The organism is Pseudemcibacter sp., from assembly GCF_965661635.1.
Taxonomy (GTDB): domain Bacteria; phylum Pseudomonadota; class Alphaproteobacteria; order Sphingomonadales; family Emcibacteraceae; genus Pseudemcibacter.
In genome coordinates this window covers 1-16,092 of the sequence record NZ_CBFIEP010000135.1, presented here as the reverse complement: position 1 = coordinate 16,092, position 16,092 = coordinate 1, and the positions used below count along the sequence as shown (strand labels likewise).

General features: G+C 40.5%; 14 protein-coding genes and 1 pseudogene. 12 read left to right on the top strand and 3 right to left on the bottom strand.

The window, feature by feature from the left end:
- Position 1: 1 nt before the first annotated feature.
- Entirely contained in the window at positions 2 to 973 is a 972-nt protein-coding gene (locus ACTF6W_RS08755; protein WP_438994160.1) for an L-threonylcarbamoyladenylate synthase, read from the bottom strand.
- Between the two features lie 96 nt (positions 974 to 1,069).
- Here ACTF6W_RS08755 and ACTF6W_RS08750 point away from each other — a divergent pair, with 96 nt between their 5' ends.
- The 10 genes from ACTF6W_RS08750 to ACTF6W_RS08705 all read left to right on the top strand — a co-directional run bounded on the left by ACTF6W_RS08750 (position 1,070) and on the right by ACTF6W_RS08705 (position 12,374).
- Positions 1,070 to 2,857 (top strand): acyl-CoA dehydrogenase, encoded by a 1,788-nt coding sequence (locus ACTF6W_RS08750; RefSeq protein ID WP_438994159.1) that lies wholly within the window; start codon positions 1,070 to 1,072, stop codon positions 2,855 to 2,857.
- A gap of 26 nt (positions 2,858 to 2,883) precedes the next feature.
- Positions 2,884 to 4,578 (top strand): long-chain-fatty-acid--CoA ligase, encoded by a 1,695-nt coding sequence (locus ACTF6W_RS08745; RefSeq protein WP_438994158.1) that lies wholly within the window; start codon positions 2,884 to 2,886, stop codon positions 4,576 to 4,578.
- Positions 4,575 to 5,501: a histone deacetylase family protein gene (locus ACTF6W_RS08740; RefSeq protein ID WP_438994157.1), complete on the top strand. Its 927-nt coding sequence runs from the start codon at positions 4,575 to 4,577 to the stop codon at positions 5,499 to 5,501. Before ACTF6W_RS08745 ends, ACTF6W_RS08740 begins: the two co-directional genes overlap by 4 nt.
- Before the next feature lie 51 nt (positions 5,502 to 5,552).
- The gene (locus ACTF6W_RS08735) at positions 5,553 to 5,822 is read left to right on the top strand and encodes an exodeoxyribonuclease VII small subunit (RefSeq protein WP_438994156.1); all 270 of its coding nucleotides are present in this window, start codon (positions 5,553 to 5,555) and stop codon (positions 5,820 to 5,822) included.
- Positions 5,823 to 6,725, top strand: coding sequence for a polyprenyl synthetase family protein (locus ACTF6W_RS08730; protein WP_438994155.1), 903 nt, complete (start codon positions 5,823 to 5,825; stop codon positions 6,723 to 6,725).
- 20 nt (positions 6,726 to 6,745) lie between these two features.
- Complete coding sequence (gene dxs, locus ACTF6W_RS08725) at positions 6,746 to 8,683, top strand: 1-deoxy-D-xylulose-5-phosphate synthase (protein ID WP_438994154.1); 1,938 nt, start codon at positions 6,746 to 6,748, stop codon at positions 8,681 to 8,683.
- Entirely contained in the window at positions 8,676 to 9,419 is a 744-nt protein-coding gene (locus tag ACTF6W_RS08720; RefSeq protein ID WP_438994153.1) for a TlyA family RNA methyltransferase, read from the top strand. Before dxs ends, ACTF6W_RS08720 begins: the two co-directional genes overlap by 8 nt.
- Positions 9,409 to 10,665, top strand: coding sequence for a 23S rRNA (uracil(1939)-C(5))-methyltransferase RlmD (gene rlmD, locus ACTF6W_RS08715; protein ID WP_438994152.1), 1,257 nt, complete (start codon positions 9,409 to 9,411; stop codon positions 10,663 to 10,665). The genes ACTF6W_RS08720 and rlmD overlap by 11 nt, the downstream gene beginning before the upstream one ends.
- A 244-nt stretch (positions 10,666 to 10,909) precedes the next feature.
- Entirely contained in the window at positions 10,910 to 11,377 is a 468-nt protein-coding gene (locus ACTF6W_RS08710; RefSeq protein WP_438994151.1) for a hypothetical protein, read from the top strand.
- Between the two features lie 97 nt (positions 11,378 to 11,474).
- Positions 11,475 to 12,374 carry a dienelactone hydrolase family protein gene (locus ACTF6W_RS08705; protein WP_438994150.1) on the top strand — a complete coding sequence of 300 codons (900 nt, stop codon included), beginning with the start codon at positions 11,475 to 11,477 and terminating at the stop codon, positions 12,372 to 12,374.
- Positions 12,375 to 12,742: 368 nt separating this feature from the next.
- Here ACTF6W_RS08705 and hydA read toward each other — a convergent pair whose 3' ends face one another.
- Positions 12,743 to 14,158 (bottom strand): dihydropyrimidinase, encoded by a 1,416-nt coding sequence (gene hydA / locus ACTF6W_RS08700; RefSeq protein WP_438994149.1) that lies wholly within the window; start codon positions 14,156 to 14,158, stop codon positions 12,743 to 12,745.
- A 22-nt stretch (positions 14,159 to 14,180) separates the two neighbouring features.
- Positions 14,181 to 14,684: an ureidoglycolate lyase gene (locus ACTF6W_RS08695; protein ID WP_438994148.1), complete on the bottom strand. Its 504-nt coding sequence runs from the start codon at positions 14,682 to 14,684 to the stop codon at positions 14,181 to 14,183.
- Between the two features lie 222 nt (positions 14,685 to 14,906).
- On the opposite strand from ACTF6W_RS08695, the gene ACTF6W_RS08690 reads away from it, so the two are divergent.
- Together ACTF6W_RS08690 and ACTF6W_RS08685 are read left to right on the top strand one after the other, a co-directional pair.
- Positions 14,907 to 15,845: a hypothetical protein gene (locus ACTF6W_RS08690; protein ID WP_438994147.1), complete on the top strand. Its 939-nt coding sequence runs from the start codon at positions 14,907 to 14,909 to the stop codon at positions 15,843 to 15,845.
- A gap of 57 nt (positions 15,846 to 15,902) precedes the next feature.
- A pseudogene (locus tag ACTF6W_RS08685) lies at positions 15,903 to 16,092 on the top strand (IS3 family transposase); the annotation flags it as partial.

Below are 16,092 nucleotides of genomic sequence, written 5' to 3'. Positions count from 1 at the left end.
TTTAATCCTTTAGTAAATCCTTAGGCGCAGCGGCGCGCTCTAATCTGTCATTTATGGCTACACCCACCCCTGATTTAGGAATAGGGGCAACCGAAATTGTTTTTAAATTTAATTGATCTAATGAGCGCATCATAGAAAATAAATTCGAAGCTGCTTCTTCTAGATCACCACTTGGGCTAAGATTTAGCATATTTTCAACTTGGTTAGTATCACCAAAAGCAAGATATGCTTCATTCATCTCAGGGTTTATGACATTAAGCCGCACATTCGCGTTTGGCGCGTAATGACTTTTTAACTGTCCTGGTGCGATTGGATTATCTGTTGGTTGTGTGTCGGTTACTATTTTAACTTCTATTTTTTCTTGGATTTCTTCTACTGTGACATTGCCGGGCCTTAATATTGTAAGTTGGTCATAAACAACCTTAACAATTGTGCTCTCAAGTCCGTTGTCGCAAGGGCCGCCATCAATAATTAGTTCTAATTCATCACCAAATTCTTGATCAACATGTTGTGCTGTCGTTGGGCTAATTTGACCCGATTTATTGGCGCTTGGTGCAGCGATTGGGCCATTAAATTCATTCAATAAGGTATGTGCAACAGGATGTGATGGTACTCTTATGGCCACCGTCTCTAATCCGGCAGTTATCAATGTTGAAATTCCACTATTCTTTTTAAGTGGTAATACCATCGTAAAAGGACCCGGCCAAAAAATATTTGAAAGATCTTTAGTAAGCTGCGAAAGCTCAACATACTTTTCAACCATTTGAGTATTGGGTAAATGGATTATAAGTGGATTAAATGAAGGTCTGTTTTTTGCCGAAAATATTTTGGCTACTGCATCTGAATTAGTGGCATCAGCTCCAAGTCCATAAACGGTTTCAGTCGGGAAAGAGACAACCTCTCCTTTTTTAAGAATGTCAGAGGCCATGCTTATGGCTTCTGCTGTGGGTTTATAAATACGACTCTTTGCCATTATGCTACAATATGCTTGAATATTTTTCCTTAATACTGTTCTATAATTGGTATGACGTAACTTAACAAGTCCGTATCAATAATAGAGAATAAAAGAATGTCTGATTATCAAGCTCCTGTCAAAGAAATGAATTTTACATTGAATGATGTAATTGATGTCAAAGAAGTGACTTCATTGGAAAAATTTCAAGATGCAGATGATGATCTAATTGAAGCGATTTTAATTGAAGGAGCAAAGTTTACGGGAGATGTATTATCTCCTCTTAATCGTATTGGGGATTTAAATCCTTCGACCGTTTCAGATGGTGTTGTAACCACACCTCCGGGATTTAAAGAAGCATATCAACAATACTGTGAGAATGGCTGGAATGGAATTACGGCAAATATAGAATATGGTGGTCAAGGGCTGCCGCACGCATTAGGTTTGCCGATTACGGAAATGGTGGAAAGCGCAAACTCATCCTTTAGTTTATGCCCGATGTTAACCTCTAGTGCCATCCTCGCTATTGGAAAACATGGCACCGAAGAGCAGAAAAACACATATCTTGAGAAATTGGTTTCTGGTGTATGGTCAGGAACAATGAATTTGACTGAACCAAATGCGGGATCAGATGTAGGCGCTTTAAGATCAAAAGCACAGAAACAATCTGATGGCAGTTATCTTATTAAAGGTCAAAAAATATATATTACGTACGGTGAACACGAGATGGCAGAGAATATTATTCACCTAGTTCTCGCGCGATTGCCTGATGCACCAGAAGGAACACGGGGTATAAGTCTTTTTATCGTACCAAAATATATAATTAATGACGATGGCAGTCTTGGAAAAAGAAACGATCTGACTTGTGTATCTCTTGAGCATAAAATGGGTATTCATGGTAGTCCAACTTGTACCATGTCTTATGGTGATAATAATCAATGTGTTGGATATTTAATCGGTGAAGAAAATAAAGGCATGATGACGATGTTCACGATGATGAATGATGCGCGTCTTGCCGTTGGCTCTCAAGGCGTTGCTTTGTCCGAGAGAGCCTATCAAATGGCGCTTGAATATGCCAATGAACGTGTTCAAGGGATGTCATTAAAAACACGTAATCAATCACCGATTATTGAACATCCGGATGTACGACGAATGTTAATGACGATTAAATCAACCACTGAAGCCGTACGTGCAATAGCCTATTTAAATGCCAAATCAATCGATCTGGCACAACATCATCCAGATGAGAAAACCGCAGAAAAATATCGGGGTCTTGCTGATTTGTTGACGCCTTTATCAAAAGCATATGGTTCTGATTTAGGGATTGAAAACTCATCTTTGGCGATGCAAATTTTTGGTGGAATGGGATATATTGAAGAAACGGGTATCGCGCAAGTTTATAGAGACGCAAGGATCAATGCTATTTATGAAGGCACCAATGGCATTCAGGCAATGGATCTTGTTGGGCGTAAGTTATCAATAGATAATGGAAAACATTGGCGCGCATTGCATGATGAAATATCTAACTTTACGGAAAAACTTCCTGAAACCATAGAGTTTGCAGTAATAAAGAAAAATTTAAGTAAGATAACTGCAATGTCGAAAGAATGTGCCGAATGGCTGCTCAGTCAGCATAATGAAAGCATAACGAATACAATGGCGGGATCCGTTCCATATTTAAGAATGTTGAGTACGGCAGTGGGATGCTATTTAATGGCAAAAGGGGCATTGTCTGCGCGAAATAGATTGGATAATGGGGATATTGATAAAGAATTTTTAGAAGGTAAAATTATCACGTCTAGGTATTATGCGGAACAGATCGTTCCGACCGTTTTAGGTTTAGCAGAAGCAATAAAAGCAGGGGATGAATTATTCTACGCGATAGATAAAAATAATTTCGCGTAAATTTTAAAAAATATAGAGAGAAAAATATGATCGAACATCCTTGGTTAAAAAAATATCCGGACCATGTAAAATGGGATCAAGAATTTGAAGGAAAACCTTTAAGCACTCTGATAGATGAAACGGCAAATAAAGTACCTAATAATATTGCTTTAGATTTTTTGGGTAAATCCTTCACTTATGGCGAACTTCAAGATCAGGTAAATAAAGCGGCTAAAGCATTACAGGAGTTAGGCGTTAAAAAAGGAACTAAAGTCGGTTTATTTCTTCCGAACTGTCCGCATTTTATTGTTGCCTTTTTTGCCATTTCGAAAATTGGTGGGACAGTTGTAAGTTATAGCCCGCTTTATTCTGAAAGTGAGTTAAAATTCCAAGCCGAAAATTCTGATACTGAAATTATGGTTACGTTAAATCTGGATGCTCTTTATCCCAAAATGAAAAGGGTCGTGTCTGAAACGGGTATAAGAAAATTAATTGTTGCTGATTTCTCAGAGGCCTTACCCTTTCCAAAAAATATTCTTTTTAAATTATTTAAATCCAGCGCTATTGCCAAAGTGGTAAAGGATGATAATTACGTCGATTATAATTCGTTATTTGAAAATGACGGTAAGATTACACCTGTCGAAATTAACCCGGATGAAGATATAGCCGTATTGCAGTATACTGGTGGAACCACAGGTGTACCAAAAGGTGCAATGCTTAGTCATTCCAATCTATATATCAATATGAGACAGCTTGAAATTTGGCCGCCTATGCTTGAATTTGGCACAGAAAATGTTGCTGCTTTTCTGCCTTTCTTTCATATATTTGCATTAACAGTTGTCTTGAATATGGGGCTTAAGGTTGGTGCAAGGATAGTGATTGTGCCGAAATTTGAATTAGAAGATGCCGTAAAATTATTAACCAAGGAAAATATCACCCTTTTTTCCGGCGTACCGACAATGTATACGGCAATCGCTAATCATAAAGGTGCGGATAATATTGGCATTTGTAAGATTAAAATGGCCATGTCCGGCGGCGCGCCGCTTCCCGTTGATTTATGGAATTTATATATGAATCGATTTGGTTTGGAAATTACCGAAGGTTACGGATTAACGGAAGCGTCCCCTGTAACGCATGCTAGTCCTATGGGTGGGGGTACTATCCCCGGATCGATAGGTTTCCCACTTCCGGGTACAGAAGCTTTCATAATGGACCGAGAGGAAAAAGGAAAAATTTTACCTATTGGTGAAGTTGGCGAAATATGTGTGCGCGGTCCACAGGTCATGAAAGGATACTGGAAACGGGATGATGCAACGGCAGAAGTGATGATTGATGGTGCATTAAGAACCGGGGACGTCGGCAAAATGGATGAAAATGGTTTCACTTACATTCTTGACCGGGATAAAGATTTAATTCTGGTGGGTGGTTTTAATGTTTTCCCCCGTACAATCGAAGAAGCTATTAATGACCATCCTGCAGTGGAAGAAACAACAGTTATAGGTATTCCTGATGATTATTTAGGAGAAACACCTAAAGCATTCGTCAAATTGCGAACCACTATTGATCCGATTACAGCCGATGAATTAATGGCATTCATTAAACCCAAAATCGGAAAACATGAAAGACCATCACAGATTGAATTTCGTGATGAACTGCCTAAGACCATGGTGGGTAAGCTATCGAAAAAAGAATTGGTTGCAGAAGAAAAAGCAATATATGAAGCGTCCAAAGCGACAAAATGACAACGGCCTTAATCACTCATTCTGATTGTTTGGATCATATTTCACCTCTTGGACACCCAGAGTGTGTAGAAAGACTAGAAAGGGTGACCAGTGCGTTAGAGGATGAAAAGTTTGATGGTTTGATCCGATTAAATGCGCCATTAGCTACAAGCGGCCAAATTAAATTAGTCCATGATGAGGATCTTCTTCAAAAAATAAATAATAATTTACCTGAAAAAAATAATGCCATGATCGATGGAGATACATATCTTTCAAATGGATCAGAAAGAGCAGCACTAAGAGCAGCCGGGGCAGTTTGTCACGCAATAGATTTGGTGATTAAGGGGGATATAGGGAACGCTTTTTGTGCCGTTAGACCTCCTGGTCATCACGCGGAACCGGATCAATCGATGGGGTTTTGTCTCTTTAATTCAGCGGCAATTGGGGCATTATATGCGCGCAATAACCATTTCATGCATAGAGTAGCCATTATTGATTTTGATGTTCATCACGGAAACGGCACACAAACGGTAGCTGAAAGAACCAAGGGATTACTTTATGGTTCAACCCATCAATCGCCTTTATATCCAGGAACCGGACATCTTCATGATCAAGGCAAAGGTGTTATTGTTAATGTTCCATTAGCAGCAGGAAGTGGCAGTAATGCTTTTAGGCGCGCTTTCGAAAGTCGTATATTGCCAGAATTAGAGGATTTTAAACCAGATTTGGTAATTATTTCGGCAGGGTTTGATGCTCACGCGCTTGATCCGCTCGCTGACCTTAATTTAGAAACTGAAGATTATTATTGGTCGACAAAGCAGCTTATGAATATTGCAAAAAAATATGCAAAAGGGCGGGTGGTTTCGACTTTAGAGGGTGGGTATAATCTTGGTATTTTAGGGGAATGTGCGAAAGCGCACGTTTCTGCATTGATGGATGAGTGACTTTTCCGCTATAAGTTAATTTAATGATTCAAAAGATCGCAGGAGCAAGTTTTGGCAACAAGCACAGATAAAAAAGTCGATATTCCAGATGATATAAAAGCGATGGACTTTGAAGAAGCACTAGGGGCACTAGAAGAAATCGTAAGAAATCTTGAAAGTGGCCAAGTTTCGCTTGAAAAATCCATCGATATTTACACACGTGGCACACAATTAAGAGCCCATTGTGATGAAAAATTAAAAGATGCCACTGCGCGCATTGAGAAAATTACCAAATCAGGGAATGGTGCGTTAAATACGTCACCTCTTGACGGCGAAAATTAAATGTCAGACTGTTCTGCAGAACTGGCACAAAAATCACTTAAAGATTTCGCCAGTGTTATCGAAAATAAAATGCTTTCTCTTCTTCCGGTTTCTGAAGGGCGGGAAGAAAATGTCATTGCGGCGATGCGATATGCACTTTTAGCTGGTGGAAAGCGGCTTCGTCCTTTCTTGGTGGTGCAGTCTGCGGCTCTTTTTTCGATAGATAATGAAAGCGCACTGCGTGTCGCGGCAGCAATAGAATGCGTGCATACCTATTCACTCATACACGATGATCTGCCCGCAATGGATGATGATAATATGAGGCGTGGTCTTCCTACCACGCACAAAAAATATGATGATGCCACAGCGATCCTTGCTGGTGATGCTTTATTGACGCTAGCATTTGAAATATTATCGGATGAAAAAACCCACTCTGATGCGGAAATTCGCTGCGATCTAATTTTGGCTTTATCCCGTGCCATTGGTGCAAAAGGCATGGTTGGCGGACAGATGATTGATTTAAAAGCTGAAAATCAATCCTTGCAACAGGACGAAATAATACGTATGCAACACATGAAAACTGGTGAATTGATCATTTTTTCCTGTGAAGTCGGTGCCATATTGGCTAAAGTAAGCGACGATCGGCGCATGGCGTTGAAAAAGTATGCAGAAAATATTGGTTTGGCTTTTCAAATTGTAGATGACCTTCTTGATATTGAGGGGAATTCAGAAGACATTGGAAAGACCGCCGGTAAGGATATTGAGGCTGGGAAGGCTACCCTTGTTTCTTTCAAGGGGGTCGAGGAGGCTAGAGCACTGGCGGATGAGTTAATAAACAATGCAGTAAGCCATATGGATGTTTTTGATGAAAAATCCGAGGTTTTGAAGTCATTGGCGAAATTTGTAATTAATCGCGCGCATTAGTGTCAGGTGAAGAATAAAATATGAGTGATAAACCAAATACACCATTACTGGATGAAATTAATTTTCCAGAGGATGTGCGAAAATTAGAGGCTGATCAACTAAAAGATTTGGCTGACGAAGTTCGTTCTGACATGATTTATAATGTTTCTCGAACAGGCGGTCATTTGGGTGCTGGTCTTGGTGTGGTTGAGCTTACAACGGCCATTCACTATGTATTTAATACGCCAAAAGATAAACTTATTTGGGATGTGGGACATCAATGTTACCCTCATAAAATACTAACTGGTCGTCGCGATCAAATGCACACGATCCGAAAAGGCGGTGGCCTTGCTGGATTTACTAAACGCAAAGAAAGTGAATATGATGCTTTTGGTGCGGGCCATAGTTCGACTTCAATTTCTGCAGGATTAGGGATGGCGGTTGCCCGTGATTTAAACGCGGGTAAAGATGAAAATGCGCCAGAAAATGTTATTGCTGTTATTGGCGATGGTGCAATGAGCGCCGGAATGGCATATGAAGCGATGAATAATGCCGGTGCACTTAAAAGCAGGTTGATTGTTATCTTAAATGATAATGATATGTCGATTGCGCCGCCTGTTGGCGCAATGAGTGCCTATCTTGCCAGATTATTATCATCGCGTTCATTTTTAAATTTGCGTGATTTCGCAAAAAACATAGTCAAAAAATTTCCTAAACCAATCAGCAACACCGCAAGAAAAGCAGAAGAATATGCGCGCGGAATGGCCACGGGTGGTACGTTATTTGAAGAATTGGGTTTTTATTATGTTGGTCCGGTTGATGGACATAATATGGAACATCTTTTGCCGGTACTTGAAAATGTACGTGATGCTGGTGGCGGGCCGATTTTAATTCACGTGGTTACGGAAAAAGGCAAAGGGTATAGTTTTGCTGAAAATGCTGCGGATAAATATCACGGTGTATCAACATTTGATGTGAGTACGGGGACGCAAAATAAATCACCCGCTAAAGCGCCGAGTTATACGGGTGTATTTGCAAAAGCACTAATCGCAGAAGCAAAAAAAGATGATAAAATTGTTGCTATTAATGCAGCGATGCCATCTGGTACGGGACTTGATAAATTTGCTGAAGAATTTCCAGATCGTTGTTTCGATGTTGGAATAGCGGAACAGCATGCGGTTACATTTTCTGCGGGATTAGCCTGTGAAGGATATAAACCTTTTGCAACTATTTATTCGACATTTTTGCAGCGCGCATATGACCAAGTGGTTCATGATGTAGCGGTTCAAAATTTACCGGTTCGTTTTGCCATTGATCGTGCTGGCTTAGTCGGCGCAGATGGCCCAACACATGCCGGATCATTCGACGTAACATATTTGGCGTCGCTGCCCAATATGGTTGTGATGGCGGCCGCTGATGAAGCAGACCTAATGCATATGATTGCGACGGCTGCGGCCCATAATAGTGGACCATCGGCCGTCCGTTATCCACGCGGAGAAGGAATGGGCGTTACACTACCTGATCAAGGAGATGTTCTTGAAATCGGTAAAGGGCGTATCGTTCGTGAAGGTACGCAAATTGCAATTCTATCACTTGGTACTCGTCTGGAAGAAGCATTAGAGGCTGCCGATGAATTTAATGCTAAGGGGTTGAGCTGCACTGTTGCGGACGCGCGTTTTGCGAAACCGCTTGATCTTGAAATGATAAGAAAACTTGCGCTTGAGCATGAAGTTTTAATTACCATTGAAGAAGGTTCAATTGGTGGTTTCGGAAGTCATGTACTTGATTATTTATCAAATGAAGGTCTGCTTGAAGCAGGTCTTAAAGTGCGCACGATGAAGTTGCCGGATGTGTTTATTGATCAAGGCAATCCTGCTGATATGTATAAGCAGGCAGGTTTAACATCTGAGGATATCGTTAGAACAGCACTTCACGCCCTTGGTCATAATGATTTAACCAGTTCACAAGTCAATGGCTAAAAAGCGCGTTGATCAATTGCTTGTTGAACGGGGTCTGGCGGAAAGCCGGTCTCGGGCACAAGCCTATATTATGGCGGGAAATGTTTATACTGGTGAGCAAAAAATTGCGAAACCAGGCCAACAAGTTAAAGAAGACATCAATCTTGAAGTACGTGGAAAAGAACACCCTTGGGTTAGTCGTGGTGGCCTTAAGCTCGTCCAAGGTATAGATGAGTTCAAAATTGATGTCACTGATATGACGGTTATTGATGTTGGTGCGTCAACGGGTGGTTTTACCGATGTATGTCTTGAGAAAGGGGCAAAAAAAGTTTATGCCGTAGATGTCGGGCATGGCCAACTTGCGTGGAAAATCAGAAATGATGAACGTGTGGTCGTGCTTGAAAAAACCAATGCGCGTTATTTAACGGACGCGGAAATTCCAGAAAAAGTAAATTTGATCGTTTGTGATGCCAGTTTTATTGGACTTCAAACTGTTTTACCCTCCCCAATGAAACGCGCGCAAGAGGACTGTGTTTTAATTGCACTCATAAAACCGCAATTCGAAGTTGGTAAAGGAAAGGTCGGCAAAGGCGGTGTCGTTAGAGAACCCGAGCTACATAAAGAAGTGTGTGACAAAATTGAAAATTGGTTACGAGATGAGATGGATGGTTGGAACGTAATCGGCATTACCCAAAGTCCAATAAAAGGACCAGAAGGAAATATCGAATTTTTAATTGGAGCACGGTATGAGCCATAAAGTAACCATTGATGAAATTGGTGGACGCGGTGACGGATTAGCCGAATTAAACGGTAATGTGATTTATATTCCCTATACCGCACCAGGTGATGTGATAGATGCTAAAATAAATGGATCTAAAGGACGACTTCGTCATATCCATCATAAATCTAATCACAGAATTGATGCGCTTTGCCCACATTATACAAAATGCGGTGGTTGTAGTTTACAGCATATCGAGCGGGACTATTACTGTGAATGGAAAGAAGGACTGATTAGAACGGCTCTTGAAAATCAAGGTCTTAAAGATATTGATATCGCCCCCATGATCATTAGCCCTTTAGGTAGTCGCCGGCGAACCACATTTCAAGCCATTGGACGAGGGGACGGACAAATTGTTTTTGGGTACGCCGAAAAAGGAAGTCATAATTTAATTGATATTTTTGTCTGTCCCATACTTATGCAAGAAATTAAGGCGTTAATAGCGCCGACAAAAAAATTGATATCAGGATTATTGAAAAAGAAAGAAAAAATGTCGGTTTCCATCACCATGGGTGATAACGGTATTGATCTTATATTAAAAGGGAAGGGTGATATTGATCTTAACCTTCGGATGGATCTTGCAGAATTCGCAGAAAAAAATGACCTTGCACGGATCAGTTGGTTCGACACTTCACCAAAAAACAATCGTTATGAATTACTCGCGGAACGCCGCAAACCATTTGTAACATTTGAGGGCAATAAAGTATTTTTCCCTGAAGGGTCATTTCTTCAAGCGACTAAACAAGGACAAGATGCCCTTATTAGAGCCATGCTTGAAGCTATAACGGGCGCTCATAAGGTGGTCGATTTATTTTCTGGGTGTGGCACTTTTTCTATTGCTGCAGCTAAATTTGCCAATGTCCATGCTGTCGAAAATAATGAAAAAATGCTAACCGCTTTAAAAGTCAGCGCCAATCAAATGTCTGGTATAAAACAAGTTAGTACTGAACTACGTGATTTATTTTTACGCCCACTGCTTCCACATGAGCTTAACAAATACGATGTTGCGATAATTGATCCGCCGCGTGCAGGTGCAAAACACCAGATGGCTGAAATATTACAATCTGATCTAAAGAAATTAGTGATGATTTCTTGCAATCCGATCACCTTTTCGCGCGATGTGGAAAGTTTAACTCAAGCAGGGTTTAAAATGGGCTCTGTGACACCCGTTGATCAGTTCTTATTTTCCCCGCATCTGGAAATAATTTCTATCTTTGAAAAATAAGGTATTTCAGCACTATTTCGCCACATTTTTTTGTTATTCACAAGAATAGCCAAAGGGAATACTCGGCAAATATTGTCACTAGAAAAGCAATAATTGCCTTAAAATATGGTTAAAATTTTATTAAAAGTCCTTTTTTAACAATATGTTAGTGAATTGTTCGTAGAAAATAAGGGCTTTCCAAAAAATGAGGGATTGGCATAGTCTTTGCAAAGTTATCGTGAAACCGAAACGTGCAAGGAAAATAATGATGATCGGCGTAAGAGCTTATAACATGAATATTAACGAGATAATACATTCAGGCAGCAAGCAGAATGAGGTTGATGAGAAACCATCAATTTCGCCTGAAAAAGCACGTGTGTATAAAACTGTTAGGGAAACGCTCAATAATCAGCAAGAGCCCGAAATATTTGTCAAAGTTGATGTTTCACCGATTTGGCAGGATGTGGCTGGTACCATTGATTTAAAAAATGCAACCGCAGATGAAGTAGCGGTATTAAGTTCAAAGCTTTTTAAGGCTGGCGCTATTACATTTGAAGATCATGTTAGCTTAAGTTTTGCAAAGAATCCTGATGATAGGAAAAAAATAAACTTCATTAATCAATGGCAAGACAGTCAAGAAGAGGCCCTGCGTCAAGGGGCATCCCATGATGATTTAAATGATATTATTCGTATGCAGTCTATCTTAAGTTTCGTAGATAGTTTTACCGAATAATTTCTTTCTTTTTATAATCACATTTAGTTGAATTTGCTTTTTATCTTTTTTTCGTTAATCTCTTTTCAAACATGATTAACAATTGAAAGGGTAAGAAATGACAAAGAATACTCAATTTAGAATTCCAGAAGAGGCATTTGATTGGTATGACGCTTATGCACATGGCATGATGGGTCGTCGTGAATTTATGGACCGTTTAGGGACGTTGGCCGTTGGTGGTATCACGATGGCAATGTTAACGGGGGCTCTTATCCCGAATTATGCGGCCGCTGAACAAGTCTCTTTTAATGACGAAGATATTAAAGCAACATACGCGACTTTTGCGTCACCGGACGGGCACGGCGAAGGGCGCGGCTATCTGGTGCAACCAAGTTCACTTGCTGAAGGGGGAACAGCGCCAACTGTTCTTGTGGTCCATGAAAATCGTGGTCTTAATCCATATGTTAAGGATGTCGCTCGCCGCTTGGCGAAAGCTGGCTACGTAGCCTTTGCACCTGATGCGCTTCATCCGCTTGGTGGATATCCTGGCAATGATGACGAGGGTCGTTCAATGCAAAGCAGCTTGGACCGTAGTAAAATTGAACAAGATTTCGTTGCCGCTGCAAAATTTCTTAAAGCACATGCGCTCTCAAGCGGTAAAATCGGTGTGGTAGGTTTCTGCTTCGGTGGTTATATCAGTAACTATCTTGCGGCGGCCATTCCCGATGTGATGGATGCGGCAGTGCCATTTTACGGCACACCAGCTGGCAATAATATTGTCGGAAATGTTAAAGGTCCCGTTATGGTTCAACTGGCGCAACTTGATGACCGTGTAAATGCCACATGGGAGCCCTATGAAGAAGTATTAAAATCAAACGATGCCCCATATAAAATGCATATTTATGAAGGCACACGTCATGGTTTTCATAATGATAGCACGGGCCGTTTTGATGAAAAAATGGCCAATCTCGCATGGGATAGAACACTTGAATTCTTCGGTGAAAACTTAAGAGGCTAAAAAATAATAAACGTAAAAAGCAGGCCTGTTCATTGAGCGGGCCTGCTTTTTTAGTTTGATTTTCTTACTAGAATAGAAAAATGACAGTCTATGCTCTTTTCAACCGTCGCGTCACTATATTTGGAATACCTTAGAATATTGGCGTACGCAGTTTCTTTTTCTTAGGCAAGTCGCGTGTGAGCCATCCGGAATTTGTTGCGGTTAATATGCCCCACAGTGAAATCCACGATAGGAAAAACATCCAATATAATGTGTATGGAAGCGCCCACAAAAAACCGTTAAAAATAGATTTTTTAGCAAGTTATGCAGAACAATTGAGCGGAAAAGTTAAACCTTAAGTCATCATCTTTTATTAATTGGCAGTACCTTTAACCAGTCGCGGCGTGCGGTGATTTTTTGCGTTTTAGGTAACGGCCATGGCCGCTTTTGCCAGTAACTTCACCATTTTCCATTACAACTTTTCCGCGGCTAAGGACAGTCACTGGCCAACCGGTGACTTCCAGCCCTTCATAAGGGGTATAATCGCAGCTTGAGTGCAAAATGTCTTGGGTTACGGTCACTTTTTTATCCGCATCCCAGATGGCGATATCTGCATCAGAGCCAACGGCTATGGTGCCCTTCTCGGGATAAAGGCCGTACATCTTAGCATGGTTGGTGGCGCCAAGAGCAACGAATTCATTTAAATCAATACGCCCTTTTTTAACCCCTTCAGAGAATAAAATCGGTAAGCGTGTTTCAATACCCGGCACGCCATTTGCCACGCGGCTAAATTTGGTTTTGTTACCTTCACGAAGTTTACCACTGGTTCCTTCCATTAAGAACGGGCAATGGTCTGAGGAGAAAATTTTAAAGACGCCTTGCTGTAATCCTTCCCAGCAGGCTTCTTGGCTGTCCGGGTCACGCGGTGGTGGCGAACAGATATATTTCGCGCCATCCATGCCGTCTTTCATAAGATCATCTTTGGTAAGCAGCAGATACTGTGGACATGTTTCAGCAAAGATTTTAAGACCACGTTGCTGTGCCCAGCGGATTTGTTCCATCGGCTCACGTCCGGATACGTGAACCAGTAGCATTGGAACATCAATAAACTCAGCCAAGGAAATTGCCCTATGGGTAGCTTCGCGCTCAACGACTTGTGGCCGGGAAAGGGCATGGCCGACAGGTTCGGTGCGTCCTTCTCCTTCTAATTTTTCAATCATATACCTTAGGGTATCATATCCTTCAGCATGAACCATAATGAAGGCACCATGACGTTTTGATGATTCTAATAAATCAATGATTTCACGGTCATTTAAATGTAACCCTTCGTATGTCATATATACTTTGAATGACGTATAACCGTCTTCAACGAGCGCAGGGAGTTCTTGCCCTAATGCGCTTGGTGTTGGATCGCTAATGATAATGTGAAAACTATGATCAATCCAGCTCTTGCCTTCTGCTTTTTTATGATAGTCCTCAACCGCGTGGCGTAATGTTTGCCCTTTTTCTTGAAGGGCAAAAGGAATAACAGTTGTATTGCCGCCGCACATGGCGGAAAGGGTGCCTGTATCAAAATCATCGGCCATAACAACACCAGGACCAGACGCTTGGTCAATATGAACATGGCTATCGACACCGCCCGGCATAACAAGCAAGCCTTCTGCATTAATAATGTTTGCATTATCATCCGTTAAATTTTCACCAAGGGCGATAATTTTTTCACCCTTGATACCAACATCACATAGAATTGTATCGGATGCAGTTACGACTGTTCCACCTCGAATGATAGTATCAAATTGTGTCATGTTATTCCTCCCACTGGTCAATTTATAATATTGTTATTTTTTCAACTAAATGATGAATAATGCAATCATTGTTTGTGCCGCTTTCCCACATCAGCATGGCAAAAGAGCCAGCCTTTTCAAGAGACATCATCGGTAAATGCCAGATCCCTTGATGATATGATATGCCAATATCAGGCGGTGCTATAAAGGCCTTTATATTTGAAATGTCAGGTAATCCATCAGAATTTGTTGGTGCAACAACAACCAAATAATCGCCACCTGTGATTGGCAAGAAAAGTTGACTTGTATCCGGATGTTGTTCGAGTATCGCGATTTCAACGGGTAATGTGCTTGGTTTAATTTGATAGATTGAAATCTCCGGATCATTCATACCATTCTTATGATCAAAAATATTAGGGTAATTAAAACGTTTTCCGCGTCCTTCGTTTACTGAAAACCCTTCGCCCGTGGGGTTTGACGTATCAATAATATTACCAAATTCAGAAAAACTATTCTGTGTTATTTTCGACGTGGTAATAGATTTCACAAAAGACCCTTTAAAGTTTAAATCATTCATTAATATATGTGTTGATAATAAGCGACTAAGCAATCATGATGCAAGCGCCTAATTTGGTTGTTGATAGATTTCTATTCCCATCTCATAAATTCCACAATTCTGATATATTGATTGATATATTGTTTTTTAATTTTCAAAAAGAATGTTAAGAAAGTGCAAATCTGTTCTTAATGACAACAACGGCCATTTATTGTGTTCAATAATTTACATTTAAATAATTGTCTTCAAATAGCGAAGAAAAAGATGCGGGGATATCTCGTGCTGCGTCAATTTTCTGCTATTTGTTTGTTGGTCTTTATGGTTTGCAGTTTTTCGTTAAGCCATGCCGCGGACGAAATTTCATATGACATAAATATTTTAGGAATTGAAAATGCCGAATTTAATGAGAATTCATCAACATTTGAAGAAGCATCGATTTTAAAAAATAGAAGTGGTGCCCCATTTGTATCAGTGGCTAATTTAAGAAGTAATATTAATGCTGATGTTGAAATTCTTGAAAAAATTCTACGTGCTGAAGGGTATTATAATGGCTTAGTTGAGCCGCAGTTTATGCGAAATGATAATCATTTTTCTATTTCCTTTCAGGTAAAGCCGGGGCCGGTTTATTCCTATGGTAAAATCGAAGTTATCTTTACCGGAAACAGTGTTGATGACGAAATATCAAGAAATATTAATGATGCGCTTATTATTAATGAAGGTGAGACTGCCCGTGCGGTTCCGGTTATCATTTCGGAAAGAAATATTGCAAATAGCTTACCTAAATATGGCTTCTCCTTTGCGGGCGAAGTTGATAGCGATATTATAGTTGATCATAGAGAGCAGGTCTTAAATGTCACATTTTCCGCTGATCCCGGAACCCGCCGCCGAATGGGCAATGTTAAATTTGAAGGGCTTAGTTCCGTTAAAGAGGAATACCTCAGGAAGTTTATAATTTGGCCGAAGGACAGTTATTATGAGCAAAGACATGTTGATCAGTTAAGAAATCGTATTATTGAAAGTAATCTTTTTTCAGGGGTTAATATTGATGTCGTACCGGACGGTGAAGATCATGCGGATATTGTTATTAATCATATCGAAGCAAAGCACAGAACCATTGGTACTTCTGTATCCCGTCAGACCAAGTTGGACTAATTAAGGGTATTGCATAAGAGATTGTTTTTGTTTCATCGTAATGACGAAGGAACGAAGATGACACGTAAACACTCTAACAAATCAAATAGAACTGGAAGCGCGGAGGAGACGGTTAAAGATATACGCCGTGCAACCCGTAAGAGCTATGGTTCAGAAGAAAAGATACGTATTGTACTTGAAGGCTTGCGCGGTGAACATAGCATAGCCGAGCTATGTCGGATAGAAGGCATTAATCAAAACCTTTATT